The sequence below is a fragment of the Nocardia sp. NPDC047648 genome, from assembly GCF_040642815.1.
Taxonomy (GTDB): domain Bacteria; phylum Actinomycetota; class Actinomycetes; order Mycobacteriales; family Mycobacteriaceae; genus Nocardia; species Nocardia gamkensis.
Map to the genome: position 1 here is coordinate 18,662 of NZ_JBEYSX010000006.1, position 26,091 is coordinate 44,752.

The 26,091-nt window shown below is 69.8% G+C and carries 20 protein-coding genes; 11 read left to right on the forward strand and 9 right to left on the reverse strand.

The annotated features are described in order from the left end of the window. Nucleotides 1-694 precede the first annotated feature (694 nt). The 6 genes from octT (at nucleotide 695) to holA (ending at nucleotide 8,365) form a co-directional block, all read left to right on the forward strand. Nucleotides 695-1,390, forward strand: coding sequence for a diglucosylglycerate octanoyltransferase (octT, locus tag ABZ803_RS14580; protein WP_357038105.1), 696 nt, complete (start codon nucleotides 695-697; stop codon nucleotides 1,388-1,390). 3 nt (nucleotides 1,391-1,393) lie between these two features. Continuing rightward, a complete protein-coding gene (locus ABZ803_RS14585) occupies nucleotides 1,394-2,236 on the forward strand; it encodes a DegV family protein (RefSeq protein ID WP_357037243.1) in 843 nt (280 codons plus the stop codon). 72 nt (nucleotides 2,237-2,308) lie between these two features. Continuing rightward, nucleotides 2,309-2,794, forward strand: a complete 486-nt coding sequence (locus ABZ803_RS14590) for a GNAT family N-acetyltransferase (RefSeq protein WP_357037246.1) — start codon at nucleotides 2,309-2,311, stop codon at nucleotides 2,792-2,794. 896 nt (nucleotides 2,795-3,690) lie between these two features. Next, on the forward strand, nucleotides 3,691-4,524 hold the full coding sequence (locus tag ABZ803_RS14595; protein WP_357037249.1) for a ComEA family DNA-binding protein: 834 nt from the start codon (nucleotides 3,691-3,693) through the stop codon (nucleotides 4,522-4,524). Between the two features lie 59 nt (nucleotides 4,525-4,583). After that, entirely contained in the window at nucleotides 4,584-7,298 is a 2,715-nt protein-coding gene (locus ABZ803_RS14600; protein ID WP_357037252.1) for a ComEC/Rec2 family competence protein, read from the forward strand. A gap of 95 nt (nucleotides 7,299-7,393) precedes the next feature. Then, on the forward strand, nucleotides 7,394-8,365 hold the full coding sequence (gene holA / locus ABZ803_RS14605; protein ID WP_357037255.1) for a DNA polymerase III subunit delta: 972 nt from the start codon (nucleotides 7,394-7,396) through the stop codon (nucleotides 8,363-8,365). Between the two features lie 372 nt (nucleotides 8,366-8,737). Here the strand turns inward: holA and ABZ803_RS14610 are convergent, their stop codons facing one another. After that, nucleotides 8,738-9,370: a maleylpyruvate isomerase family mycothiol-dependent enzyme gene (locus tag ABZ803_RS14610; protein WP_357037258.1), complete on the reverse strand. Its 633-nt coding sequence runs from the start codon at nucleotides 9,368-9,370 to the stop codon at nucleotides 8,738-8,740. Between the two features lie 615 nt (nucleotides 9,371-9,985). Further along, nucleotides 9,986-11,056 (reverse strand): aldo/keto reductase, encoded by a 1,071-nt coding sequence (locus ABZ803_RS14615; RefSeq protein ID WP_062976549.1) that lies wholly within the window; start codon nucleotides 11,054-11,056, stop codon nucleotides 9,986-9,988. Between the two features lie 123 nt (nucleotides 11,057-11,179). Between ABZ803_RS14615 and ABZ803_RS14620 the strand changes: the two genes are divergently transcribed. Then, nucleotides 11,180-12,235 (forward strand): helix-turn-helix transcriptional regulator, encoded by a 1,056-nt coding sequence (locus ABZ803_RS14620; protein ID WP_357037263.1) that lies wholly within the window; start codon nucleotides 11,180-11,182, stop codon nucleotides 12,233-12,235. 7 nt (nucleotides 12,236-12,242) lie between these two features. On the opposite strand, the gene ABZ803_RS14625 is transcribed toward ABZ803_RS14620, so the two are convergent. Both ABZ803_RS14625 and rpsT read right to left on the reverse strand, forming a co-directional pair. Next, nucleotides 12,243-12,488 carry a hypothetical protein gene (locus ABZ803_RS14625; RefSeq protein ID WP_040865529.1) on the reverse strand — a complete coding sequence of 82 codons (246 nt, stop codon included), beginning with the start codon at nucleotides 12,486-12,488 and terminating at the stop codon, nucleotides 12,243-12,245. Between the two features lie 175 nt (nucleotides 12,489-12,663). Continuing rightward, nucleotides 12,664-12,924, reverse strand: a complete 261-nt coding sequence (rpsT, locus tag ABZ803_RS14630) for a 30S ribosomal protein S20 (protein WP_063053356.1) — start codon at nucleotides 12,922-12,924, stop codon at nucleotides 12,664-12,666. Between the two features lie 604 nt (nucleotides 12,925-13,528). Between rpsT and ABZ803_RS14635 the strand changes: the two genes are divergently transcribed. Further along, a complete protein-coding gene (locus ABZ803_RS14635; protein WP_357037268.1) occupies nucleotides 13,529-14,317 on the forward strand; it encodes an aquaporin in 789 nt (262 codons plus the stop codon). A 42-nt stretch (nucleotides 14,318-14,359) separates the two neighbouring features. Here the strand turns inward: ABZ803_RS14635 and ABZ803_RS14640 are convergent, their stop codons facing one another. Beyond that, nucleotides 14,360-14,764, reverse strand: a complete 405-nt coding sequence (locus ABZ803_RS14640; protein WP_357037271.1) for a DUF5360 family protein — start codon at nucleotides 14,762-14,764, stop codon at nucleotides 14,360-14,362. Nucleotides 14,765-14,771: 7 nt separating this feature from the next. Continuing rightward, nucleotides 14,772-15,323: a type II toxin-antitoxin system PemK/MazF family toxin gene (locus ABZ803_RS14645; protein ID WP_357037274.1), complete on the reverse strand. Its 552-nt coding sequence runs from the start codon at nucleotides 15,321-15,323 to the stop codon at nucleotides 14,772-14,774. 373 nt (nucleotides 15,324-15,696) lie between these two features. On the opposite strand from ABZ803_RS14645, the gene lepA reads away from it, so the two are divergent. Beyond that, nucleotides 15,697-17,598, forward strand: coding sequence for a translation elongation factor 4 (gene lepA / locus ABZ803_RS14650; RefSeq protein ID WP_357037277.1), 1,902 nt, complete (start codon nucleotides 15,697-15,699; stop codon nucleotides 17,596-17,598). Between the two features lie 4 nt (nucleotides 17,599-17,602). Here the strand turns inward: lepA and ABZ803_RS14655 are convergent, their stop codons facing one another. Both ABZ803_RS14655 and ABZ803_RS14660 read right to left on the reverse strand, forming a co-directional pair. After that, entirely contained in the window at nucleotides 17,603-18,850 is a 1,248-nt protein-coding gene (locus ABZ803_RS14655) for a HAMP domain-containing sensor histidine kinase (RefSeq protein ID WP_357037280.1), read from the reverse strand. Next, nucleotides 18,847-19,539: a response regulator transcription factor gene (locus ABZ803_RS14660; protein ID WP_040865535.1), complete on the reverse strand. Its 693-nt coding sequence runs from the start codon at nucleotides 19,537-19,539 to the stop codon at nucleotides 18,847-18,849. Before ABZ803_RS14660 ends, ABZ803_RS14655 begins: the two co-directional genes overlap by 4 nt. 396 nt (nucleotides 19,540-19,935) lie before the next feature. Between ABZ803_RS14660 and ABZ803_RS14665 the strand changes: the two genes are divergently transcribed. Beyond that, on the forward strand, nucleotides 19,936-22,131 hold the full coding sequence (locus tag ABZ803_RS14665) for a hypothetical protein (protein WP_357037284.1): 2,196 nt from the start codon (nucleotides 19,936-19,938) through the stop codon (nucleotides 22,129-22,131). An 81-nt stretch (nucleotides 22,132-22,212) separates the two neighbouring features. Further along, nucleotides 22,213-24,018 carry a dynamin family protein gene (locus ABZ803_RS14670; RefSeq protein WP_357037287.1) on the forward strand — a complete coding sequence of 602 codons (1,806 nt, stop codon included), beginning with the start codon at nucleotides 22,213-22,215 and terminating at the stop codon, nucleotides 24,016-24,018. Between the two features lie 59 nt (nucleotides 24,019-24,077). Here the strand turns inward: ABZ803_RS14670 and ABZ803_RS14675 are convergent, their stop codons facing one another. Next, nucleotides 24,078-26,078, reverse strand: a complete 2,001-nt coding sequence (locus ABZ803_RS14675) for a glycoside hydrolase family 15 protein (RefSeq protein WP_357037290.1) — start codon at nucleotides 26,076-26,078, stop codon at nucleotides 24,078-24,080. Between the last annotated feature and the right edge of the window lie 13 nt (nucleotides 26,079-26,091).

Sequence of the window (26,091 nt, forward strand, 5' to 3'; positions counted from 1 at the left end):
CGAACGGCAGTTGCCGGACGCGTTGTTCGGCGGCCCGACACCGGCATCCCGCGAACCCGAGGCAACGTCCGAGGACGCCTCCGGCTCGGCCGTGGAAAACAACGGCCGGTCCGAGTCCGTCGAGGAATCCGACGCGGAGGACGACGTATCCGGCGGCATCGTCGCCGGAGCGGAGCCGCGACCGCACGCCGACACCTCGCCCGTCGCCGTTACGAGCGACGCCCCGGAACCGGTCGCCGAGTTGACGGAAGCGCTCGGCGAATCGGTGGCCTCGGCTGCGAGCGGAGCCGGGGCAGCGGACGCCGCATCTTCCGCCGCAGCACCGAATAAATCCGCGGAGTCCGGCGAACCGGTTGCTACGAACGCGGTGGCGGCGACCGCGGAATCGGTTGCCGCGGTGCCGATCGGGTTCACAGCAGAGTCGGGTGAACCGGTGGCTATGGCGGCGGACGAGCTCGCGGCCGACGCGCTCGCCGAAGCTGTCGCGCCGGATGGCCCGGCAGCAGTGCTCGGCGAATCGGTGGCGGCCGAAGCGATCTCCGCGCCCACCGACGCCGTGATCGAACCCGCCACAGCGCCGAACGGGCCCGCCGTTTCAGCGGAAGCCGAACTCGCGGCGTCCGAGCCGGCCGCTGCCGCTGCGGAATCCCTTGCCGCCGACGATCCGGCCGAAACACGCGAAGTCGCGCGCCCGGTGCTGCTGGTGATCGCCGACTCGCTCTCCTACTTCGGGCCCAAGGGCGGACTGCCCGCCGACCATCCGCGCATCTGGCCGAACCTGGTTGCCGCCGAGCTCGATTGGGACGTCGAATTGGTCGCGCGGATCGGCTGGACCTGCCGCGACGCCTACTGGGCGCTGATCGGCGATCCCCGTGTATGGGCCGCGGTGCCGCGTGCGGGTGCGGTGGTCTTCGCGGTCGGCGGTATGGACACGCTGCCCTCGCCGCTGCCCACCGCCCTGCGCGAGCTGATCCGCTATGTGCGCCCGCCCGCTCTGCGCCGCGTCGTGCGCGCCGGCTACAACTGGTTGCAGCCCAAACTGTCGAAACTCGGCAGGCCCGTGGCGCTTCCGCCGAAGGTGAGCGTCGACTACCTGGAACAGTCCCGTACGGCGCTGGCGCAGTTGCGCCCCGGCCTGCCCGTTGTCGCGGTACTGCCGTCGGTGCACGACTGCGCGGCCTACGGTCGCGTGCACTCCGGTAGGCCACGGGCCGTCGAGGCACTGCGTGCCTGGTCGGGCCGGACCTCGGTGCCGCTGGTCGACCTCGGTGAAGCGGTGCGCGACAACATCTTCTCCGGCGAGGCGAACCCGGACGGCATCCACTGGGGCTGGGACGGGCACACGGCGGTGGCCAACGCGATGGTGAAGACCCTGCAGGAGGTTCGGTAGTCCGTGGCAGTCGTGGTCGTCACCGATTCGTCCGCCGGCCTCCCTGCCGAACACCTCGACGAACTGGATATCGCCGTTGTCCCGCTGCACGTCCTGGTCGGTGACCGGGCGATGCGGGAAGGCGTGGATCCCGTCGACGTCGACTATGCCTCCGACACGGTGACCACCTCCGCCCCCTCACCCGGGGAGCTGCGCGAGGTCTACGAGCGGGCCTGGGAGCGCAGCGGCGGCGACGGCGTTGTCGCGGTGCATCTTTCCCGTCGGCTGTCCGGGACCTGGGAGGCCGGGCGGCAGGCCGTGCGCGACATGGACGCCGCCGACCGCGTCCGCCTGGTCGACTCGCTGGGGGCGGGGCTGGCCACCGGGCTGCCCACGCTGGCCGCCGCGCGCCGAGCCTCGGGCGGGGCGCCGCTGGACGTGGTCTACGACGCGGCGGTCGCCGCCGCCGCGCGTGCCCGCACGTTCATCCTGGTCAATCGCACCGAGCAGCTGCGCCGCGGCGGCAGGCTGTCGTCGGCGGCCACGTTCTTCGGCAGCGAGCTGGTCACCAAGCCACTGCTGCACATCGTCGAAGGGCGGCTGGAACTGCGCGAGAAGGTCCGGACGCGCTCCAAGGCGTACGCGAAGCTCGTCGCCGCGGCGGTCGACGCGGCAGGCGAGGACGGCGCCGCGGTGGCCGTGCAGCACCTCGGCGCCGAGGAAGCGGCGCAGACCGTCGCGGGCCAGTTGCGCGAACTCGTGCCCGGCATCAGAGAACTCATCGTCGCCGAATTCGGACCCGCGCTGGCGGTGCACTTGGGGCTGGGGGCGCTGGGTGTGCTGGTGGTGCCGGGCGGGTGCCACTGAACGTCGCCGAACACAGCAATCTCGGTGATCCGAATAGGGGCGGGCTGTTCGTCCTGTGGTTAGCGTCGGGGCATGAGTGTGTCGAGGCCGCCGCTCCGTTCGCCGCTCACCGTGACCTCGGTGGACTGGGATCATCCTGACGCGGTGACATTGCGCGCGGAGATGGCTGCCGAGGTCGGGCCGCGCTATGCCCACTTGGCGAAGCAGTTGTCCACGAATCCGAACGCCGTCGACCCGGCCACCGTGCACAGCACCTTCGTCGCTTACTCCGGCGGTCCGGTCGGCCATGCCGCCCTGCGGTGGAACGCGGGGGAACTCGAGGTCAAGCGGATGTTCGTCCGTCCCGCGCACCGTGGCTCTGGCGCCGCGGCCGTGCTGCTCGCCGCCGCCGAGGATGCCGCCCGCAGGGCCGGGCAGCCGCGCCTGATACTGCAAACCGGTCACCTGCAACCGGAGGCCGTTCGCTTCTACGAGCGCAGCGGCTATCACCGTATTCCGATTTTCTCGCCGTACGAGGTACTGCCTTTGTCGAACTGCTTCGCCAAGGATCTGGGCTGAGCCGGGAATTCCTTCGATCCTCCGCAGGCAGAGTCTGCCGCGGCATCGGCGAGGCCGGTCATCCGCTCGCCGTGTTGCGGTGCCGCATGGTGGGCGTCGACGAGGTTAGCTGACCAAAAGGTTCCGGTCGGAGGCACAGTCTGCTCGACGCGTCGGCCCCGATCCGGCGGGCTCGGTGCGCTCGGCCGGAATCCACCGAGCCGTGTCCCGGGAAGTTGGTATGCGAACTACGCGGCGTGTTCGGAGGAATGCGCCAACCGCTCCAGGGCGAGTTGTGCACAGCGCTCCGGTTATCAACAGGTTCGTCGAATCCGCTGGTCGGACAGATTTTCCGGCCGTGTGGCGGCACTACCGTCGCCGCCATGTCACGACAGGACGAACGCGAGCGGGTACGACGGCGATTGGGTGAACTGACCGCCCGGGTCGGCGCGAGCAGAACGGCCGGTGTGGGCGCCGAGACGACGTCGCCGGAAGCCGAACGGGCAGCGTCTATTCGGGCGAAGGCACGATTCCACAGCGGCGAATCCGGACGGATGATCGGGCAGCCGGATCGTGCGGGCGAGTCGAGTGCCACCCGGGCAGCCGCCCAACGCGTGGGGCGGTCCGGCGCGGGGGCACGTTCGCCGTTTCCCCGCGAAACCTCCTCACTCGCAGCGGTTTCAGGATCGGTGATTCGCACACCGCAGGTCGATCGTCCTCAGCCGGTGACTGGGGAAGCGCCGTCCACATCTCGTTCTGGCGGGACAGCGGTGGACACCCGGGCGACCGGATCCGAGGAGGACGAGGACTGGCGCGGATCGACACACGAAGGGGGCTTCGCCGATGGTGTTACGCGACAGGGTGAACCAGGGCCGGACGATAGTTCCGGCGGGGCGGGGAAATGGAATCTCCTGCGGTTGCCCGGCCATCCGGCCCCCGACCGGGAGTCCGAAGACGATGTCGGTCGCGTTCGGTCCCCCGGCTGGCTGGCGGAGCCGGTGACCGGGCCCGACTGGCGGCACCGCCTGGTGCCCGAACGATTGCGGGGCATCCGATTCGATCCGGGGCGTCACGGGGTGCGTGCGCTCGCGCTCGTCGGGCTCGCCGCGATGGTCGTCGCCGGCGTGATCGTTTTCCGCGATCGCCCGATCGCCCAGCCGGTGCCACCGTTGGCGCTCGGGCAGGCCGTTGCCTTGGCAACACCGGGTACTGCCGCTTCGGCGAGCGCCGTCGCAGCACCACGGGAGCGCGTCGACCCGCCCCCGCCGACGCCCGAATTGGTCATCAGCGTGGTCGGCCTGGTCCAGCGCACCGGTTTGGTCCGCCTCCCCGAAGGGTCGCGTGTCGCCGACGCGCTCGCCGCGGCGGGCGGCCCGAGCGCGGGCGCGGACACCACCGGCCTGAATCTCGCGCAGCGGTTGTCGGATGGCGACCAAGTGCTGGTCGGACCGGTCGCTCCGAGCCCCGGCGGGCCGCAGCAGAGCAGCAGCACGATCGGTGCGGGCGGGCGACCGTCCTCCGGATCCGCCGCCACACCGAATCGCCCGTCGGGCCCGTCGGGTCGGATCGACCTGAACACCGCCTCCGAGTCCGACCTCGACGCTCTTCCCGGTGTCGGGCCGGTCACCGCCCGCGCCATCGTCAGCTGGCGTGCGGCCAACGGACGTTTCACGTCCGTCGAGCAACTCGGCGAGGTCGACGGCATCGGCCCGGCCCGGCTGGCCCGGCTGCGGGAGCTGGTCCGGGTATGACCGCCGACGGTTCGATCGAGCTGGCCCGCCGGAGGCTGGGCTCTAGTGTGGAGTCGCCGGTGGCCGGCACGGGCGCAGGCGTTCGAGGTTCGGAGCAGGGCGTCGCGGCGGAGGATCCCGGTACTGGCCAGGTGCTGGACGCCCGCCTCCTACCGGCCGCGCTGTCGTGTTGGGGCGCAACGATCGTGGCTGTGACGGCGGGGTGGCGAGCCGGGGTGGGACTGGCGGCCGCGTTGACAGTTTCGGCCATCGGGTTGTGGGTTCTGCTGCTGTGGGCGATCGCGCACCGTGGCGAACGTCGGCGAGCGGTAGCGGTGGTGGCCCTCGCGGCTGTGGTTTTGGGAGCGGGCTTCGCGGCTGCCGCGGCATGGCGGGAACATCGGGTGGCGAACCATCCGTTGCGGGCGGCCGCGGGGCAGTCGCTGCGCGTGGTGGTCACCCCGACGGACGACCCGAAACCACTGCGTGCCAAGGTCGCCGGTGCGGACCGGCAATGGGTGGTCCGGGCGGATCTGCGCGAATACCGGCGCGGGGGTGTGACGGTGCGGGCCGGTGGCGCGGTGGTCGTCCTGGCTTCCGGACCGGAGTGGGCCGACTTGTCGCCGGGCGGCCCGGTCGAGTTCCGGGCCCGGGTGGACCAGCCGCGGCGGCCCGACCTCACCGTCGTGACGTTGCACGCACAGGGAGCGCCGGTCGCCGCGGGGCCGCTGCCCTGGTGGCAGCGCATCGCCGATTCGGTGCGTACCGATTTCGCGGCATCGGCCATGCGGGCACTGCCGCCCGACGCCGCGGGATTGTTGCCCGCGCTGGTCGTCGGTGACACCTCGGCGCTGTCCGGACAGGTGCGCGAGGACTTCGAGATCGCCGGGCTACAGCACCTGACCGTGGTCAGCGGCGCGAATTTCACCATCCTGCTGTCCGTCGTGTTGTTCGTCGTGCGCGTGCTGACCCTCGGCCCGCGCGGCGCGGTGGCCGTCGCCGCGGCGGCGCTGCTCATGTTCGTCGTCGTCGCGCGGCCGGACCCGAGCGTGCTGCGCGCCGGTGCGATGGGCGCGATCACCCTGCTGGCCGTGCTCACGGGTCGTCGTAAGCAAGCGCTGCCCGCGCTGTGCGCCGCGATCATCGCGCTGCTCGCCCTGTGGCCCGGGCTCGCCGTGAACGCCGGGTTCGCGCTGTCGGTGATCGCGACGGGTGGCCTCATCCTGCTGGCGCCGAGCTGGGGCGACTGGTTGCGTGCCAGGGGATGGTGGCGCGTGCCCGCCGAGATAGTCGCCGTGTCCGCCGGGGCGTTCGTGGTGACGACGCCGATCGTGATCGCGCTCACCGGACGGCTCAGCCTGGTCGCGGTGCTCGCGAATGTCCTTGTCGCCCCGGTCATCGCGCCGATCACCGTCGTCGGGGCGGGTGGTGCGGTGCTCGCGAGCCTGTGGTCGCCGCTCGCCGACCTGGTCTTGCGTTGTGCTACGCCGCCGCTGTGGTGGTTGCTGTGGGTGGCCCGCCACGCGGCCGCGCTGCCCGGCGCATCCGTCGCGGTGCCGGGTGGTGTGGCGGGCGGGCTGATCGCGGGTGCCGTCGTGGCGGGCGCGATCGCGGGCATGCGTGCCCGAGCCGTGCGGCGGATCGCCGCCGCGATGGTGCTCGGCGTCGCGGTGGTGCTGGTCCCGGTGCGGCTCTGGCATCCGGGCTGGCCGCCGAGCGGTTGGATTCTCGCGGCATGCGATGTCGGCCAAGGCGACGGCCTCGCCCTGTCGGTCGGTTCCGGCGCCGCCATCGTCATCGATGTCGGACCGGATCCGCGCCCGATCCGCACTTGCCTGGATCGGTTGGGCATCGCGCGCATCCCGCTGCTGATCCTCACCCATCCGCACGCGGACCACATCGACGGGCTCACCGGAGCACTGCACGAGCGTGCGGTCGACGCGATCGCCGTCGGAATCCACGAGCTCGACGGTCTTGCGCCGCCTACTCCGCCCGGCCCCGGCCGGCCGACTTCCGAAGTCGAGCCCGGCTGCGGCTCCGTGCCGACCGCTGCACCGGCCGCGAATGCACCGGCGCTCATCGGTGCCGCGACGCGCGATGCGGAGAATCATCGCACCCCTCCGACCGGCCGGAGAGACGCGCGAAGGCTGGCGCCGGGCATCTACGAGCACTCCTCCTACGGGAGCACGCGCGAGCAACTCCATTGTGATGCAGCCGAATTCGAGAGCAAACGGTCGGTGCGCCCATCGGGTGACGCCCGTACTCCTGCCTCGGGGCTCGCCCAGGTCGCGGCCATCGCCAGAAGCGCGGGAGTGCCGCTGCTGGAGTTGTCGGCCGGGCACCTGCTGAGTTTCGGGTCGATCGAACTCGAAGTGCTCGCGCCGTCCAGAAGCGGGCCGCGACCCGTCCGGGGCGCCGAAACCGAGGATGCCAACGACCGTTCGGTGGTCGTCACCGCCCGCACGCCCGCGGGCCGGATCCTGCTCACCGGGGACATCGAAGCGTCCGCGCAGCGGGCTCTGATGCATGCCGGGATCCCCATCCAGGCGGACATCCTCAAACTCCCGCACCACGGATCACGTACAACAACCAAAGAATTCCTGGACGCAGTACGGCCCCGTCTGGTGCTCGTCAGCGTCGGCGCCGACAACACCTTCGGCCATCCCAACCCCGCCGTCCTCGCGGACCTGTCCGCCCTCGGCGCCATGGTGTCCCGAACGGACCGGGAAGGCGACATCGTGGTGTCCGGCAGCAGCGGACACCTACGCGTGACGAGTTCACGAGGTGTCGGTTGAGAACCGTAGGATCGGGCTGTGGACGAGCGCGGCGGATGGAGCAATGCGGCGGTTCCTCGGGGCATGACGCCCTCCGGTATCGAGGAGGCGCTGTCGTGAGCGAGCGGCCCGCGTCGGTGCACCTGGTGCTGGGGGAAGAGGAACTGCTGATCGAGCGGGCGCTGGGGGCGCTGACCGCGCAGGTGCGGGCGTTGGCCCCGGACCCGGACGCGGTGCCGGTAGATCGCTTGCGCGCGGGGGACGCGAGCACCGCGGAGCTCGCGGAACTGCTTAGCCCGTCGCTGTTCGCCGAGGACCGGGTGATCATCCTCGAGGCCGCGGCCGAAGCGGGTAAGGACGCGGTCGCTGTGATCACCGAGGCGGCTCAGAGTCCGCCCGAGGGTGTGGTGCTCGTCATCGTGCATTCCGGTGGCGGGCGAGCCAAGGCGCTCGCGCCCGCTTTGCAGAAAGTCGGCGCGGTCACCCACGACTGCGCCAAGCTGACCAAGGCCGCGGAGCGAGTCGAATTCGTCCGCGGTGAGTTCCGCAACGCCGGCGTGCGAGTGTCGGGCGAGGTGGTCCAAGTGATGCTGGAGGCGGTGGGTTCGGACCTGCGTGAGCTGGCGGCGGCGTGCGGGCAGCTGGCCTCGGACACCGGCGGGAAGATCGACGTGGCGGCCGTGCGCCGCTACTACTCGGGCAAAGCCGAGGTCTCCGGCTTCGACGTGGCCGAACTGGCGGTGGCGGGGGATCGCCCCGGCGCGATGGAGGCGCTGCGCTGGGCGAACGATCGCGGCGTGCCGCACGTCCTGCTCGCCGACGCGCTCGCCGACTCGGTGCACACCATCGCGCGCGTCGGCTCGGCCGGGCGCGGTGACCCGTTCAAACTGGCCCAGCAACTCGGCATGCCGCCGTGGAAGGTGAAGAAAGCGCAAGCCCAGGCCCGCAACTGGACTCCCGCGACCATCGGCTCCGCCCTCCAGGTGGTCGCGACCCTCAACGCCGACGTGAAGGGCGGCGCCGCCGACGCGGGCTACGCGCTGGAACACGCCCTCACCCGAATACTCGATCTGCACGGCGCGGGCTGATCGGGGCCGGTTCGGTCATCGCGCTGGCCTCGCGTGAGATCGAGTGGCCCGCTCGATACGGAGGCGGGTAGTGGTCGGTGCGGACACTTGCGGCAGGGCCCGCCGCATCCTGCTTGCCGAGAATGGGCGTGCTCGGTCACATCAGGGCCAGTTCGCTTCGGCCGGTGAGGACGTCGTGACCTGGCGGATCGAGACGACCATCGGTTCCGAGCACTGGGAATGACCACGTCGACCAGGCCGCGTGTCGTGATCAAGTGAGGTGTTCGCGCTTACGAGCCGCCAGCCATTCGCCAGGCACCGTGCCACCGCCGACCAGAATGCGCGCCGCTCCGCCTCGTGATCCATGTCTGCGCATCCCGACCGGCTCGACCGCTACAGCGCGCGGGCGAGGTTTTCCACACCCGCGCCCGTCAATCCGGCGAGCCCTGCCGCACGTCCGGTCGCCACGAGCAGCAGATCGCTCAGCGGTCCCTCGATCTCCGCCGTGCCGGTGTCGGAGGACCACTCCGCGTCGGTGGCAACCAGGCGCAGACCGCGCAGACGCTTCTTGCCCCCGTAGAACGGGCTGCGCAGCACGTGTTCCAGTGCGACGACGGCCTGCTCGAGGGGCATGGTGTGTCGCCTGCCGAGCGGGCGGGCGATGTCTTGCCCGTGAATCATGGTGTCGATCAGAGGATCCAGTGGCCCGGCTCCCGGCGCCCGCCGAGTCCAGGCGGCGCCTTCGCGCAGTTGCGCGATCAGCTCGGCGGGTGAGTAGCGGCTCGCGCGGTCGCGTGCCATGCGCTCCGTCATCCGATTCCAGTCGCCTCGCGCCCGGAGGATTCCCGCGATCGTCGCACCGAAGGTGACTCGATTGGACAGGGTCAGGTGAGCCGAGACGTCGTGCACGGTCCAGCCGGGGCACAACGAGTCGGCGGTCCATTCGTGGTCGTCCAGGTCGTCGAGGAGGTCGGCGATGGCGAGACGTTCGGCGCGCGTCCACATCGTGATCTCGTCCAGGTCCATGGCCACTCTCCTCGGTCGTTGCGGTCAACGATGTGGACGGTGCGGCGCACCCGAACTGATCGAACTGTGAGTCTCGTCACTTTCGTCGGATCAACGGCCACGTGAGCGTCTGAGGGAGATCGGTGAGTACACTGCGCGATGGCCGCGATGGCCGCGATGGCCGCGATGGCCGCGATGGCCGCGATGGCCGCGATGGCCGCGATGGCCGCGATGGCCGCGATGGCCGCGATGGCCGCGGCTCCCCGGATCGGCGATAGGGCCCATGTGATCCGTGCTGACGAGTTCTGCGGCATCGCCTCGGCGCGGAATCCCGGGGGCGCGGCGCGCCAGTGGCGCGGACGTGCAGACGATCACCCTGTCGCGGCGATCCACGTGCGCGATGGGCGGGTTCGCGCTGGTCGGGGCGTCGTTCGTCCGTCCAGTACCCGCCTGGGACCATCACACGCCGAGACACCGCCGGTGCTCGGCCGGGCGATGCAGGTCAGGAGGTCAGCGGCCCCGAGTACGAGCCCGGTGCGCCGTAAGCCGAGGCGTGCTCGGGAAGTGCGCGACGCCGAGGTCACAGCCCTGTGCGGCGGCGCGGTTCCAGTTCCGCACCGCCGCACGGGTCGACGATCAGGCGCGCCCTTCGATCTTCAGGTCGCCGAAGGTGACGCTCTGGGTCATGGGGCGGTTCAGGAACTCGTGCGGGAAGCCGAGGTCCACCGCGCTGGCCTGTTCGAGCCGGGCGAGCTGAGCGGCGTCGAACTCCACATCGAGGGCGCCGAGGTTGTCCTCCAGTTGCGCCGCGGTGCGGGCGCCGATGAGTGGCGAGGTGACCGCGGGGTCGCGCAGCGTCCAGGCCAGCGCGACTTGCGAAGGCGTCTTGCCGATTTCGTCGGCGACCTGCTTGACGACATCGGCGATGGCGAGCCCGCGCTCGGTGAGCGAGCCGTTGGCGGCGGCCACGTTCTTGCGGCTGCCCTCGGGCGAACCGTCCGCCTCGTGGGCGAGATCGGCCCGGCTGTACTTGCCGGTGAGCACGCCGCTGGCCAGCGGCGACCACGGGATCACGCCGAGGCCCAGTTCGCGCGCCATCGGGATGAGGTCACGCTCGACGGTCCGTTCGATCAGGCTGTACTCGATCTGCAGTGCGATCAGCGGCGACCAGCCGCGCAGGTCCGCGATGGTCTGCATCCGCGCGATCTGCCAGGCCGGTGCGTCGGAGATGCCGAGGTAGAGCACTTTGCCCGAGCGCACCAGATCGTCCATGCCGCGCAGGATTTCCTCGACGGGGGTCAGGAAGTCCCAGGCGTGCAAGTAGAGCAGGTCGATGTAGTCGGTGTTCAGCCTGCGCAAGCTGGCCTCGACCGAGCCGATCATGCTCTTGCGATGGTTACCACCGGAGTTCGGGTCGCCCGGGCGGCGCAGCATGGTGTATTTGGTGGCCAGCACCAGGCTTTCGCGGTTGTCCGCGGTGAATTCGCCGAGCAGTTGCTCGGAGGTGCCGTTGGTGTACTGGTTGGCCGTGTCGATGAAGTTGCCACCGCGCTCGACGTAGGTGTCGAAGATCTTGCGGGCTTCGTCCCGGTCCGCGCCCCAGCCCCAATCGGCGCCGAAGGTCATGGTTCCCAGGGACAGCGGAGAAACTCGAAGTCCCGAGCGGCCGAGCAGCCGGTAGGTGTCGAGGGTGCGGGCTCCGGACATGTCCAGCTCCTTGTGTTCGCGATGCCGTGTTGTCGATAGCCAGTTTTCAACGGCGCGCGAAGCCGAGTAAGGGAAGCTTCATCCTGGGAAGGCCAGTCCTAGGCAGCCGTAGGATCGACGGTGATGACTGGCACGGTGAACTCCACCCAGCGCCGCGAGCTCGGGCCCGGCGGTAGCTCGCGCACCCAAGCGCCCGGGAACGGCGCGGATTCGACTCGGCGCCGCGACCTCGGATCCGACGGCGGCAGCCCACGTGGTCAGGGGCAGCCCGAGAGCGCGGCGGATCCGACTCGGCGCCGTGCTGCCTCCGGCGGCGGCACTCCCGGTGACCGCGCAGGTCGCGGCGGCGCGGATCGGGTGCAGGAAATGGGCGCCTTCCTGCGAGCCCGCCGGGAGCGGTTGACGCCGGAGGATCTCGGCTTGCCGCAGCGCAGGCAGGCCCGCCGGACACCGGGGCTGCGCCGGGAAGAGGTCGCCGAACTCGCGGGCGTGAGCACCGACTACATCGTGCGGCTGGAGCAGGGGCGCGGCCTGCGTCCGTCGGTGGAGGTGCTCAACGCGCTGGCGCGAGCACTGTGCCTGAACGACGACGAGCGTGCCTATCTGTTCGATCTGGCGCTCCAGCGGCAGCCGGACCATGGCAAGCCGAGCACCGCCCCGGCGCCCGCACTGGCCATGCTGGTGCGTGATCTGTCGCCGCTGCCCGCGATGCTGGTGAACCACCGCTACGACATCCTGGCCTGGAATCGGGAGATGGCGGCGCTGATCACCGATTTCGGCGCGCTCCCGGAGCGGCAGCGAAACTCCATGTGGTTGTGCCTGCTCGACCCGAGCATGCGGGATTTCTATGTCGAGCGCGAACGCGTCATTCGTGAGGGCATCGCGGATCTGCGCGCGGCATGGGCCGCCCACCAGGACGACCGCGCATTGGCCGAGCTGATCGCCGAGTTCACCGCGCACAGTCCGGAGTTCGAGCAGGCGTGGGCCCGCCACGACGTGCGGGTGCAGGGACGAGGGAACAAGCCGCTGCGGCATCCGCTGGTGGGTCCGCTGGTCGTCAGCTACGAGGTGCTGATGCCTGTGCAGGATCCCGACCAGCGGATCGTCATCTACCGCGCCGCCGACGCCGATTCCCAGGCGGCGCTGGACCGGCTGGTCGCCGCTCTGGACGCGCCGTGACCAGGGGCTATTCCGCGGAACTCAGGATCAGTTCACCATCGTCGTCGGCGTCCTCGTAGCGGCCGTCCCACTCCTCGTAGGCGGGCACGTCCTCGTCGCGCGTGACGATCCACTCCAACGAGTAACCGCCGTCGTCGTCGGGAACGAGCACATTCTCGATCTTCAGTCCGAAGCCGAGCACCTCGGCCGCGCGGATCACATCCGGCAGATCCTCGGCGCGAACGACCGTCTGATTGGCATACACGGTTACCATGCGCGGAATGGTAGCTGGAACCTCTGACACGGCGCGGGCCGAATCCCGAAACCCCAGGTAGAAAGGGCGGGACGCACTGTTGCCATCGGGGCACGACAAAATCCGCCGTGGTCGTCGAGGCCACGGCGGCTGCGTCACAGCACGAGCGCGGTACCGGCGTGCGGTACCGAGTGGATCAGAGCTTGTTGAAGGCCAGCGACAGGGCCGACTTCTTGTTGGCGGCCTGGTTGGCGTGGATGACGCCCTTCGAGGCGGCCTTGTCCAGCTTCCGGCTGGCGAACTGCAGGCGCTCGGCGGCGGCGTCCTTGTCGCCGGCGGCCGCGGCCTCGCGGAAGCTGCGGATGGCGGTGCGCAACGCGGACTTGACCGACTGGTTGCGCTTGCGCGCCGCCTCGTTGGTGCGGATCCGCTTCAGCTGGGACTTGATGTTGGCCACGCCGGTTCCTCGTGTTCCTGTCTGGTTGGTCTGTCCTGGGAAAGTTCGTCGAGCGCGCGACATACCCGAGGTGGACGGGTAACGCAGCGCCGAAGATCGAGGTTACCAGTCGCCGTCCTGCGCACGAAATCGACACTCGACCGGTCGGACGGCCGCCGCTCGGATAATCGCCCGTCGGGCGATCGGGCTTCCGTCCTGCGCGGGTTCGTGCTGCCGACCTCTACCTGCGCTCCGGAGGGCATCGCAGCCGTGCGCCCGGCATGCTGCCGCGCAGAGGGCGCCCCTGACGCGGGGTGGATTTCTGGCTACCCCGGTTGCCTGGCACGCTCCCGACGATGCCGAGACATCGGAGTCGGCCCGGCGCGAACGGCGGCATAACCCTGGAGACCAGCATTTTTCCTCGAGTCCACCCTCGATCGACGCCGACGTTCCGCTGTTGACTGCTCCCTTCCCGGGGACGGCTCGGCGGACCCCCGAAGTCGTTGTAGAGATCACTCGACTCGCGTAGCGTCCTCAGAGCAACCGTTGCTCTTCGAGCGGCTCTGTTGTCGAAGCGGTACCACGACTAGTCCGAGCGCAGGTCTGGAACGCGGAAGGTGGACAGATGTCTCCAACGGCCCAGGAAGTAGTCGAAGAGGCTGTCGAGAACAAACCGATTCCCGAGAGCAAGAAATGGGGCGCCGAGGCGCTCGGCACCTTCGTCCTGGTGATCGGTGGCGTCGGCACCGCGGTGCTGGCGGGGGAGAAGGTCGGTCCGCTGGGCGTCGCGCTCGGCTTCGGCCTGTCGCTGATGTTCCTGGTCTATTCGATCGGGCCCATCTCCGGCTGCCACGTCAATCCGGCGGTGACCGTGGGGCATCTTCTGCTCGGCAGGCTCAGCGGCGTGTCCGCCGCGGGATATGTGATCTCGCAACTGATCGGCGGACTCCTCGCCGGACTCGTGCTGTTCGCGTTGGCCAAGAACCTGCCGTCCTACGATCGGCCGGTCGACGGGCTCGGCGCGAACGGGTGGGGCAAGCACAGTCCGTCGGCGATCCGGGGACCGCTCGGCGAGGTGGTGGTGCAGAACGGGTACGGGGTGGCCGCCATGATCATCGTCGAGGTGATGCTGACGGCGCTGCTGGTCTTCGTGGTGCTGTCCTCCACCGACCAGATCTCCGACGTGCCGCTGGCCGGGCTGTCCATCGGCGTCACGCTGGCGGTGATCCACCTGGTGTCGATTCCGGTGGACAACACCTCGGTCAACCCGGCCCGCAGTCTCGCCGTGGCGCCCTATCAGGACGGTGCGATGGGGCAAATCTGGGCGTTCATCGTCTTCCCGCTGATCGGCGGCGCCCTCGGTGCGCTGCTGTACGGCCTGCTGTACGGCCGCTCCCGCGAGATGATCTCCTGACGCGGTTCCCCGGGTCATCGATCCGCAGGCGCGTCGGCATCGTCAGTTCGCCGATTGCTCCTGCGGGCCGTCGCATACCAGGGTGACCAAGGCGGGGAGGGGGAACAGCAGCAGGAAGAGGTTGGGCGCCCACCACACCGGGTTGAAGTCGCCGCGCAGCGTCCAGAACGCGAGTGCTTGCAGCCCGGCCACGCTGGTCAGAGTCAAGGAGATGGTCATCAGGGTGCGCCCGCCCGGCCCGCTGCACAGGCTGGCCAAGCCGGTGGCGCTCGCGGCGAGGTCCAGCACGACGAACGAGTAGTTCCAGTCGCCGAGTATCGGGTCGGCGTAGTCCTTGTAGGCCCATTCGGGGGGAATCAACTGGGCGAACGCAATCGCCCAGTAGAGGAGGAAACCGACATCGGTGACCAGCATGGCGATCTTGGTCGGCCCCGCTACGCGTGACATTTCGTCCTCAGTGCCAGGCGTACTCGGCGCAGAGCCGGTGGGCGACCAGATCGAAGGTCTTGCGCGGCAGGATGGCGCCCTCCCGGCGGATGCCCGCCTCCGGCACGTCGAGCACCCGATCGAGTCGCACCCAGCTGGGGCGGCCGTCGTGGTCCCACGCACCGCTGCCGATGCCGATCCAATTGCGGTCGTAGGCGCGTTCCGGATTCGACGACAGCATGAGGCCGAGCAGCGTGCGACGGTCGCGGCCGACCACCAGCACGGGCCGGTCCTTGCCGTTGCCGGGATCCTCTTCGAACGGCACCCAGGTCCACACGATCTCGCCGGGATCGGCACGTCCGTCCAGTTGCGGCGAGTAGACGATCTGCCGGGCCCGCTCCGCGGTCGGCACCGGCCGGGAGGCGGCGGGCCGCACCGCGACGCCGGTCGCGCGCCGCTGGGCCAGCGACCCCACCAGCCGGTCGACCAACCCGGGCCGCTGCTGCTTGACGATCTCGGGACCCTGTTGTTTGGCGATCAGACCGATCTGCTTGCCGAGGGTGTTCCAACTTCGGGCCATCCCTGGAGAATAACGGCGCACCCGCCGCTTCTCACCCGCATGGGACTCGTTGTGTCGTCCGGACTATCGACCGCGACGTAACCACTGGCCCCAACATCGCACGTTGTCGGCCCCGCCTCTCATGCCATGAGGGGCCGCTCGACGAACAGCCCGCCCCCCGCTCGACCGCACCCCAGCCCCCGCCCCGCTCGATCGCACCCCAGCCCCCCGAGTGCGAGTCTTACGAGCACCGTTCGCGGCCCGTCTCGCGTCCGAGTGACCGAAGCGCATGCGACGAAGTCGCGAGTCTCGGTCGCTCGGACGCGAGACTTTCCGGGGCCGTGAACACGCAGCGCCGCAGGCGCTGCAAAAACCAACACAGCATCATGGGACGATGGACGGCAGTTTGCCGATACCCATGAGGAGTGGAGTGCCCGCCAGCTTCGCCGACACGACGTTCACCGATCCCGCCCGGATCCGGAACTTCTGCATCATCGCGCACATCGACCACGGCAAGTCGACGCTGGCCGACCGGATGCTGCAACTGACCGGTGTGGTCGAGGAGCGGCAGATGCGTGCGCAGTACCTGGACCGGATGGATATCGAGCGCGAACGCGGCATCACCATCAAGGCCCAGAACGTGCGGCTGCCCTGGAAGCCCCGGACCGGAGAGCACGCGGGCACCGATTTCGTGCTGCACCTCATCGACACACCGGGCCACGTGGACTTCACCTACGAGGTGTCGCGCGCCCTGGAGGCGTGTGAGGGCGCGATTCTGCTGGTCGACGCTGCGCAGGGGATCGAGGCGCAGACGCTGGCCAACCTGTACCTGGCGTTGGACAAGGATCTGACGATCATTCCGGTGCTGAACAAGATCGACCTGCCCGCCGCTGACCCGGACCGTTACGCCGCCGAGCTGGCGCATATCGTCGGCTGCGACCCGTCGGACGTGCTGCGCGTCTCCGGCAAGACCGGCGAGGGCGTGACCGATCTGCTCGACCAGGTGATCGCGCAGGTCCCGCCGCCGGTCGGCGAAGCCGACGCGCCCGCCCGCGCGATGATCTTCGATTCGGTCTACGACACCTACCGCGGCGTGGTCACCTACGTCCGCGTGGTGGACGGCAAGCTCACCCCGCGCGAGAAGATCAAGATGATGTCCACCGGCGCCACCCACGAGCTGCTGGAGATCGGCATCGTCTCGCCCGAGCCGAAGCCGACCCAGGGTCTCGGCGTCGGCGAGGTCGGCTATCTGATCACGGGCGTGAAGGACGTGCGTCAGTCGAAGGTCGGCGACACGGTGACCGGCGCGCGCGGCGGCGCGAGCGAACCGCTCACCGGGTATCGCGAGCCGCGCCCGATGGTGTACTCCGGCCTCTACCCGGTGGACGGCTCCGACTACCCGGACCTGCGCGACGCGCTGGAGAAACTGCAGCTCAACGACGCCGCACTGACCTACACGCCGGAGACGTCGGTGGCGCTGGGGTTCGGTTTCCGCTGCGGCTTCCTCGGCCTGCTGCATATGGAGATCACACGCGAGCGCCTGCAGCGCGAGTTCGATCTGGACCTGATCTCGACCGCGCCGAACGTGGTGTACCGGGTGGAGATGGAGGACGGCACCGAGCACGTGGTCACCAACCCCTCGTACTGGCCGGAGGGCAAGGTCAAGACGGTGTACGAGCCGGTCGTGAAGTGCACCATCATCTCGCCGAGCGAGTTCATCGGTTCGATCATGGAGCTGTGCCAGTCCCGCCGCGGCGAGCTCGGCGGCATGGACTACCTCTCCGAGACGCGCGTCGAGCTGCGCTACACGATGCCGATGGCGGAGATCATCTTCGACTTCTTCGACTCGTTGAAGTCGCGCACCCGCGGCTACGCGAGCCTCGACTACGAGGAGTCGGGCGAGCAGGAGTCGCAGCTGGTGAAGGTGGACATCCTGTTGCAGGGCGAGGCGGTGGACGCGTTCAGCGCGATCGTGCACCGCGACGCGGCGCAGGCCTACGGCCACAAGATGACCACCAAGCTGCGCGAGCTGATCCCCCGCCAGCAGTTCGAGGTGCCGATCCAGGCCGCGATCGGGTCGAAGATCATCGCCCGCGAGAACATCCGCGCCATCCGCAAGGACGTGCTGGCCAAGTGCTACGGCGGTGACATCAGTCGTAAGCGCAAGCTGCTGGAGAAGCAGAAGGAGGGCAAGAAGCGGATGAAGACGATCGGCCGCGTCGACGTCCCGCAGGAAGCCTTCGTGGCCGCGCTGTCCTCCGACGCCGCTTCGGACAAGCCGAAGGACAAGAAGTAGGCGGCTAACCCGCCGCGTGCAGCCGGACGCGCAGGCGCGCTCCGCCCAGCGGGCTTTCGCCGAGTTCGGCAGTGCCGGAATGCAATTCGGCTTGCTGGCGGACCAGGGCCAGGCCGAGTCCGGAGCCGGGGGAGCCGGGGCCTTTGACGAAGCGGTCGAAGGCGTCGGCGCGCAGCGCCTCGGGGATGCCGCGGCCGTCGTCGTCGACGTCGATCTCCACGATGTCCTCCGGGCCGGATCGGGCGCTGACGGCGACGGTTTCGGCCCGGCCGTGTTGCACGGCGTTGGCGACGGCATTCGTGACGATGAGCCCGACGCCGCCGGGCGAACCGGTCACCGTGACCGGAGCGCATTCGGTGAGTTCCACCCGCACCCCCGGGTGCCTGCGCCGCGCGTCGTGCACCGCCCGGTCCAGCACGTCGCAGAGGTCGAACGGTTCGAAGACGTCCGGGCCGGTGAGTTCGCCGATCGCGAGGCGTTCCAAATCGGTCAGCGTGTTCTCGATGTGCTGTTCGGCGAGGAGCACCTCGGACATGATCGCGCCGCGCTGCTGCTCCGGAATCTCCTTGGTGGCCAGGACCTGCAGGTCGGTGCGCAAAGCCGTGAGCGGCGTGCGCAATTCGTGCGCGCAGACCGCGGCGAAGTCGCGTGCGCCGGTCAGCGCTCGCTGGGTGGCGCGGTGGGCGGCTTCCAGCCGGGCGAGCATGCGGGTGATCGCGTCGGAGAGTTCCTCGGCTTCCCGTGCGCCGCGGCCGGACAGCGGCGGCAGTTCCTCCAAGGTGTCGATGCGGTGGGTGGCGTCGGCCAGACGGCGCAGCGGGCGTGCGGCGAATCCGGCGAGGAACCAGCCGAGCAGGGCGGCCAGCAACGCGCCCGCCACTCCGATGCCGAGCCCGATGCGCTGACTGCGATGAATGGCCGCCTCCACGACGTCGCGATCGGGATCGAGCGCGACCAGCACGCCGGGCAACCCGTCGACCCGGGTGATCGCGGCGTCGGCGGGCACGCCCGGCCGCCGCGCGTCCGTCGGCGCCTGCTCGGGAGACAGCGTGGCCGCGGACGGTGGTGCGGGAGCCGCTTCGAGGGGCGCGGCGATCCGCACCGCCATCGACGAGACGGTCTGGTCCAGCTGACGTTCGCCGGTGGCGCCGAGCAGGGTGGCGAAGGTGATCGTCAAGGTGAGCGTGACCAGCGCCGCGACCACCCCCGACACGACGGCTACCCGGGTGCGCAGCGACGGTGACCCGCTCATGGTTCCTCCCTGAGGACGAAGCCGACGCCGCGCACGGTGTGCAGCACCCGGGGCACGCCGTCCGCCTCCAGCTTGCGCCGCAGATAGGAGACGAACACGTCGACGACGTTGGTGTCGGTGGGGAAGTCGTATCCCCACACGGCGGACAGGATCTGCTCGCGGCCGAGTACGACGCCGATGTGCTCGGCGAGCAGGGCGAGCACCTCGAATTCCCGCTTCGTCAGCTCCACCGGCTTGCCCCCGGCCAGCACCCGGTGCCCGGCCGGGTCGATCCGTACCCGCCCGACCGTGCGCACCTCCTCCGGCCGCGGCGCCGGTTTCTGCCTGCGCCGCAGCAGCGCGTTCAACCGGGCGACGAGCTCGCCCAGATCGAACGGCTTGGTGAGGTAGTCGTCGGCGCCGCGCTCCAGGCAGGCGATCCGGTCGCTGACCGCGGTGCGCGCGCTGAGCACGCAGATCGGGATGTCGTTGCCCATCGCCCGCAGCGCGGTGACCACGCCGACACCGTCGAGTTCGGGCATGTTGACGTCCAGGACCATCGCGTCGGGCGTGGTGGCACGGACCATACTCAGCGCCTCGGCGCCGTCGGCCGCGGTGACGACCTCGAAATCGGAGAGTTCCAGTCCCCGCCGCAGCGACGCGAGGACGCGAACCTCGTCGTCCACGACCAAGATTCGTTGTCCGGCCATGGTGTCAATCTAATCCCACAGTCTGAGATGGCGGGTTCGTGTCTGCCGAATGGCCGTTTCATCGAATTCGACGGTACGGAGCGGATCTTCAGCACTCCTTCGGCAACTCTTAGAGTTCTATTAGTTTTCCCGTCGCGTCCGCCGCCACGCAGGCAATGATGCGATCGGACCTGGTGAGGGTGCGTATCGGAGACTGCGCGCGGTCTGGAAAGGCCATCGGAAATGGGGCTTCCGATCCGGTAATTCGGATGGCAAGGTTGTGTTGCTCACCACAGTGGCATTCTCTCCAGTCCTGGAGAATGTGACAGGCGAGTATTCCCGAAATACTGTTGGGGTGATCTTCACTCGGTCGGACCGGCGCGGTGAGGATGCTGGACAATCGAGAGTGGAGCTTCTATGACGCGTGATCTGCCCTTCGACGACGACACCGAAGGCGCCGACCGCGCAGGCGACACCGCCTACCGGGTGGCCACCGGCGTCGCACGGGTCGCGCGAGCGGGCGCCTATGTCACCGGCGGCGCCTTGGTGGCCGCCAACGGCGGCGGCGTGCCCGCGCAACCGGGCGAATCCCGCCTCGACAGCTGGCACACCGGCTGGGCGCACAGCACCGATCCCGATCCCGATCAGCCGAGCCCGGTGATCACCTTCCCGGACCCGGTCGTCGAGCCCGCGCCGTTCTCCTCGCACGGCTCCAACAGCCCCGTCGCCCATGGAAATACGGCCCCGGTCAACCCGGCCCCCGGGTTCACGTTGCCCGGCATCGGCGCAAGCCCCGCGGGATCGCTGCCCTCGCTCGGCGAATACAGCGGTACCGACGCCGGGATGCCGCTGCCGACGCTGCCCGGCGGCGAGTCCGGCGCACACGGGATGCAACTGCCCGGACACTCCGAAGGCGGTGTCCCCGGGCTCGGCGGCATCCCCGGCACGGACGGCGGTTCCGGATCCGGATTGACCATTCCGGGGACCGAGGGCAACACCTCCCACGGCTTCTCGTTGCCCGGCGTCCGGTCCGAGGCAGCGAGCGATGTCGACGCACCCGGCGGCCACGGGTTCGGCCTGCCCGGCCACGGACTCGGCCAAGCCGGGCACGGGTTCGGCCTGCCCGGCTCGAACGGCTTCGTCGCGCCCGGCTCCACCGTCTTCGACCTGCCCGGAAACAGCGGCGTCGGCGCGGCGCCGACGGCGGGCGATCCGTTCGACGGCGTCGGCGCGGGCAGCGATCTCGGGGCGTTCGTCGGCACGCAGTGGCAGGTCGACTTCGGTCTCGGCCCGAACGGGATCTACTTCACCTCCGAGATGAAGGTCGATATGGCGGTCGGTCACGTCGGCGATCAGCTCGACGAGTACACCGACTGGCTGGCCGACGGCATCCACGTGCCGGACGGCATCGATCACCCGGTCACCGAACCGCATGGGCCCGGCCATCCCGGACTGCTCGGTGGACTCACGTCACCGGGCTCGTCCGCGACGCAGTCGTCGGCGGCCTCCGGCGCCACGCAGTCCTCTTCGGCGGGCATGGCGCAGTCGTCGGGCGTCGCGCAGCCGCTCGCGGCCTCGGCACCGGCCGCTCCCGCCGCTACGGTCGCGCCTGCCGCGTCGGTTGCTCCTGCCGTCGCCCCGGCGCCCGCGCCCGCCGCGGTCGCCGCCGCTCCGGTCGTCGCGGTCACTCCGCTGCAGACCACGATCCAGCCCGATGTCGCCTCGACTCCGATCGCGAATGTGTTCGCCGCGCCGGAGGGGCCGTCCGTGCTGACCGCTCCGGCGGCGGCCGTCCCCGCGCTGTTCGATGCCGTGCGGCCGACGCCCGCGGTGAAGCCCGCCCCGGTGACCGATCCGCATCCGTCCCATTCGACGCATCCGACCCAGCCGCCCGCCTCGACGGTGACGCTCCCGACGACGATCGTGAAGACCACGCCGACGCCGAGCGTTCCGGGCGATGTCACCGCCCCGTCCGTGCCGAAGACGCCGGATATCGACGTCACAAAGCTCCCCGGCGCGACCACGGCGCCGCACGGCGGCATCACCACCGCGCCGGACGGGCCGACCACCAAGACCCCGGGCGCGACGGTCACCCAGACCCCGGCGCCGCATGCCCCGACCACTCCGGACGACGACGTGACGACACCGGGCGGCGGCACCGGCCGCCCCAGCACCGGCGGCACCTCACACGACACCCCGCCGACCAACCACTTGCCGACCGACGACGTACCGACCGTCAGCAGGCCGGCGCAGCCGACGTATACGGCCCCGGACCAGCCCACTTACACCGCGCCGGACCAGCCGACCTACAGCGCCCCCGCGCACGCTCCCACCGTCGAGCCGTACACTCCGGCGCCGACCATCAACGCTCCCGCGCCCACCCAGGCGCCGATCAAGCCGCAGGTGATCGACCCGAAGCCGCACGGCATCTCGGCGCCGCTCACGGTGGACCACTCGGCCGATTCCGGTTTCGCGGTCGCCGAGCACACCTACGATCACTCCGCGCTGACACTGGCCTCGAGCGGCGGCCTCTCGAGCGCCTTGCTGCCGGAATCGGCCATGGCGGAAACGCATCACTACGCGTCGGATGTGTCGGACATCTCATTGATGTAGCCGGTCCGCGAGCGGATCCGAGGACTGCGGAGCGACCGCAGGGGGTACCAGAACGAAAGTCACCGAGAGTAAGGAGGAGGGTTGTCTGCCGCTGCCGGGCTGAAGGCTGCGACCGTGAAACATCCGGACGCGATGGCCCCGCTCATCCGAATACTCGACGAGCTGCGGGAGACGGCCCGATCCGCGGGACGCGACGACCTCGGCAGCCGATTGGGCATGGTCCACGCCAGGGTGAGTGATCCCCGGGTACGGCTCGTGGTCGTCGGCCATCCGAAGAACGGCATGAGCACGCTGGTCAACAGCCTGGTCGGCGCCTCGGTCAGTGCGACGAACAGCGATCTGAGCGTCCCGGTGATCGTCGAATACGGGCCGGAGCCGACCGCGACGCTGGTGCGGCAGACCGAGTACGGCCGCACCGAACGCCAGTCGGTCGACCCGCTCGACCCCGGTCCGGCGCTGGCCACCCAGGGCGTCGTCCGCGCCGAGTTCACCCAGCCGAGCCCGTTGCTCGCCGATGGTGTCGTGGTCATGGACGCACCGGGTGCGCTGGGCGACAACCGCACCACCTGGTCGATGATCGCCGCGGCCGACGCCGTGCTCTACGTCGGCGACGCCGGTACCGAGCTGACCACGGAGCAGATCGCCGAACTGAAGCGCATCCAGCAGATCTGCCCGACCGTGATCTGCGTGCTGAACAAGATCGACGTGTTCCCGCACTGGTCGCGCACCCAGCAGCGCAACCGCGAACTGCTGGACGCCGCGGGACTCGGCTTCGCGGTGGCGCCGGTCTCCGCCGAGCTGCACCGGCAGGCCGGGCTGACCGGTGACTATCAGCGCGACATCGAATCCGGAGTGCCGCAGCTGATCGATCACCTGCGCGACTACGTGGTGGCACGTGCGGACGCGGTGGCGTTGGAAGCGGCGGTCCAGGACATCCGCCTGGTCTGCGACCATCTCGCGCTGACGTTGCGCACCGAGGCCGAGGCGCTGCGCGACCCGCGGCGGCGGGCCGAGATCACCGATCAGCTGGCCCGCGCCCGCGACGAGGCCGACCAGCTGCGCCAGCGCACCGCGAACTGGCAGGTCACGCTGGTCGACGGCGCGACAGAGCTGATGGCCGACATCGAGCACGACCTGCGCCACCGGCTGCGCAGCCTGATCCGCGACGCCGAGACCGAGATCACCCGGACCGATCCGGCGCGCCGGTGGAAGGAATTCGGCGCCGATCTGGACGCGCGCATCTGCGAGGCGGTCGAGGAGAACTTCGCCGTGGCGCACTACCGCTCGATGGAGCTGTGCGAGCAGGTGGCCGCCAAGTTCCCGGCCGACAACCGGACCCCTCCGCTACCGGACCTGCGCTTGGCCAACCCGGGGGAAGTGCTCGAGGCGGTGCAGCCGCTGGAGCCGCTGGAGAGCGCGAAAGCCGGTGTCACCCAGCAGTTCCTGACCGGACTGCGCGGCTCCTACGGCGGCATCCTGATGGTCGGTCTGGCTACCAGCCTGCTGGGTATGTCGCTGGTGAACTGGTACTCGGCGGGCGCGGGCGTGCTGCTGGGCGTCAACGCGCTGTGGGACGACCGCAAGAACCGCAAGCTGCGTCGCCGCGCCGAGGCGAAGGTCGCGGTCGCCCGCCTGATGGACGATGTGATCTTCCAGGTCGGCAAGGAGTCGCGCAATCGCTTGCGCGCCATGCAGCGGGTGCTGCGCGACCACTTCACCGACATCGCGACCGAGGTCTCGCGCGCCGCGGACGACGCGCTGCGGTCGGCCGAGGAGAACTACGGCAAGTACGGCGACCGCAGGCCGGAACGGATCGCCGACCTCGAGGCGCGGCTGGGCAAACTGCGCGCGCTGCGCGAGGAGGCCGACGGACTCGTCTCCGTGTAGGCCGTTCCCGTCGGGTCGGACCGGGTGGCCGTGTGGTGTCGGGTCGGGGCCACCCGATATCAGACCGGATGGCCTTGTGGCGTGTGCGCGGGCTGGAACCGGCCCGCGTGCCGGGAATCCTCGGCGCGGATCACGTGGGTGACGGCGTTGATCAGCGCCAGGTGGGTGAACGCTTGCGGGAAGTTGCCGAGGTGACGGCCGCTGCGCGGATCGATCTCCTCGGCGTACAACCGCAGCGGGCTGGCGAAGCCGAGCAGTCGCTCGCACAGGTGCCGCGCCCGCTGGATCTCCCCGATCTCGACCAGCGCGGAGACCAGCCAGAAGGAGCAGATGGTGAACGCTCCTTCGGTGCCGCTCAGACCGTCGTCGGTGGTCTCGGTCCGGTACCGCAGCACCAAGCCGTTCTCGGTGAGCCGGTCGGCGATGGCCAGTACGGTGGCGCGCACGCGGTCGTCCTCGGGCGGCAGGAAGCGGGTGAGCACCACCAGCAGCAGCGAGGCGTCCAGGGTGTCACCGCCGTAGACCTGGGTGAACACGCCTTCGGAGTTGACGCCGTTGGCCAGGACGTCGGCCTTGATCTCCTCCGCGATCGCGTACCACTCCTCGGCGTGCTCGTACTGGCCGTGCAGCTCGGCGAGTTTCGCGCCGCGATCCAGCGCCACCCAGCACATCACCTTGGACGAGGTGAAGTGCTGCGGCTCGCCGCGCACCTCCCAGATGCCCCGGTCGGGCTCCTTCCAGTTCTCGATGGCGGCGTGCACCTGGCGGACCAGCAGCGGCCACAAGGTCTCCGGCACCTGCTGGCGCGACTTCACGTGCAGGTACACCGCGTCGAGCATGGTGCCCCAGATGTCGTGCTGGTCCTGCCGGTAGGCGTTGTTGCCGATGCGCACCGGCCGCGACTGGTCGTAGCCGCCGAGGTGATCGAGGATGATCTCGTCGAGCTGTCGTTCGCCGCCGATGCCGTAGAGCACTTGCAGTGGGACCGGCTCGCCGTTCTCGCCGGTGGTCGCGTCGTTGAGGAACGCGAAGAAGTCGTCGGCCTCCCGGTCCAGACCGAGGGTGTACAGACCCCACAGCGCGAAACTGGAATCCCGCACCCAGGTGTAGCGGTAATCCCAATTGCGTTCTCCGCCAGGCGTTTCCGGCAGGGATGTGGTCGGTGCCGCCATCAGGGCGCCGGTCGGGGCATAGGTGAGGCCCTTGAGGGTGAGCGCGCTGCGCTGCAGGTAGTTGCGCCACGGGTGATCGGGGAACTTGCCGAGGGTGATCCATTGGCGCCAGCACTCGGTGGTCTGCCACATCTTGTTGGCCGCCTCGTCGAAGGTGCGCGGCGCGGGCAGTTCCGACCAGGTGAGCGCGACGAACACCTCGTCGCCCTCCTTCATCCTGGTGCGGGCCCGCGCCTCCCTGCCCTCGAGTCCGAGGCGTAGATCCGTGGTGAGCACCAGCGTGGGCCCGGCGCTCGGATCGTCGCTGCGCACCGCGGTCGCCTCCTCGTACACCTTGCCGGTGTACTCCCAGCGGGCGGTGGCCCGGTGGTAGTCGAACGCGGGCTCGCAACTCACCTCGAGCTCCACGGTGCCGTTCACGCATTTCACCGTGCGCAGCAGTTGGTGCTCGGCATCCCAGTCCATCGGGGTGCGCCGATGGGTCTTGCTGCGCTGATCATTGTTGTGCCAGCGCCCGAGCACCAGCGCGTCGCGCACGACCAGCCAGCCGGTGCCGGTCTGCCAGGTGGTCTCCAGAATCATCCCGCCGGGCAGGTAGCGGCGGGCGGCGGGCACGTTGACGCCGTACGGACCGACCCGGAAGTGACCCGCGCTGCGGTCCAGCATCGCCCCGAAGATGCTCGGCGAATCCGGCCGCGGCACACACATCCATTCCACCGCGCCGTTGCTGGCGACCAGGCAACTGGTCTCGCAGTCGGACAGGAAGGCGTAGTCGTCGATCGGCGGGTAGGCGCCGTGACGGTGCGGGTAGGTCGCGCCCGTCGGCTCGGCCAAGCTCGTCGGCAAGCCGTCGGAGTCGTTGAGGGTGAGGTCATCGGAGGACGCCATACCCCAATCTTCG

Coding starts and splice junctions, on each gene's coding strand:
- ABZ803_RS14665 (WP_357037284.1), top strand. CDS start 19,936: ATGACGCGTGATCTGCCCTTCGACGACGACACCGAAGGCGCCGACCGC.
- ABZ803_RS14675 (WP_357037290.1), bottom strand. CDS start 26,078: ATGGCGTCCTCCGATGACCTCACCCTCAACGACTCCGACGGCTTGCCG.
- ABZ803_RS14640 (WP_357037271.1), bottom strand. CDS start 14,764: ATGTCACGCGTAGCGGGGCCGACCAAGATCGCCATGCTGGTCACCGAT.
- ABZ803_RS14635 (WP_357037268.1), top strand. CDS start 13,529: ATGTCTCCAACGGCCCAGGAAGTAGTCGAAGAGGCTGTCGAGAACAAA.
- ABZ803_RS14625 (WP_040865529.1), bottom strand. CDS start 12,488: ATGGTAACCGTGTATGCCAATCAGACGGTCGTTCGCGCCGAGGATCTG.
- ABZ803_RS14610 (WP_357037258.1), bottom strand. CDS start 9,370: ATGGACCTGGACGAGATCACGATGTGGACGCGCGCCGAACGTCTCGCC.
- ABZ803_RS14620 (WP_357037263.1), top strand. CDS start 11,180: ATGACTGGCACGGTGAACTCCACCCAGCGCCGCGAGCTCGGGCCCGGC.
- ABZ803_RS14660 (WP_040865535.1), bottom strand. CDS start 19,539: ATGGCCGGACAACGAATCTTGGTCGTGGACGACGAGGTTCGCGTCCTC.
- ABZ803_RS14615 (WP_062976549.1), bottom strand. CDS start 11,056: ATGTCCGGAGCCCGCACCCTCGACACCTACCGGCTGCTCGGCCGCTCG.
- ABZ803_RS14655 (WP_357037280.1), bottom strand. CDS start 18,850: ATGAGCGGGTCACCGTCGCTGCGCACCCGGGTAGCCGTCGTGTCGGGG.
- ABZ803_RS14645 (WP_357037274.1), bottom strand. CDS start 15,323: ATGGCCCGAAGTTGGAACACCCTCGGCAAGCAGATCGGTCTGATCGCC.
- ABZ803_RS14590 (WP_357037246.1), top strand. CDS start 2,309: ATGAGTGTGTCGAGGCCGCCGCTCCGTTCGCCGCTCACCGTGACCTCG.
- lepA (WP_357037277.1), top strand. CDS start 15,697: ATGGACGGCAGTTTGCCGATACCCATGAGGAGTGGAGTGCCCGCCAGC.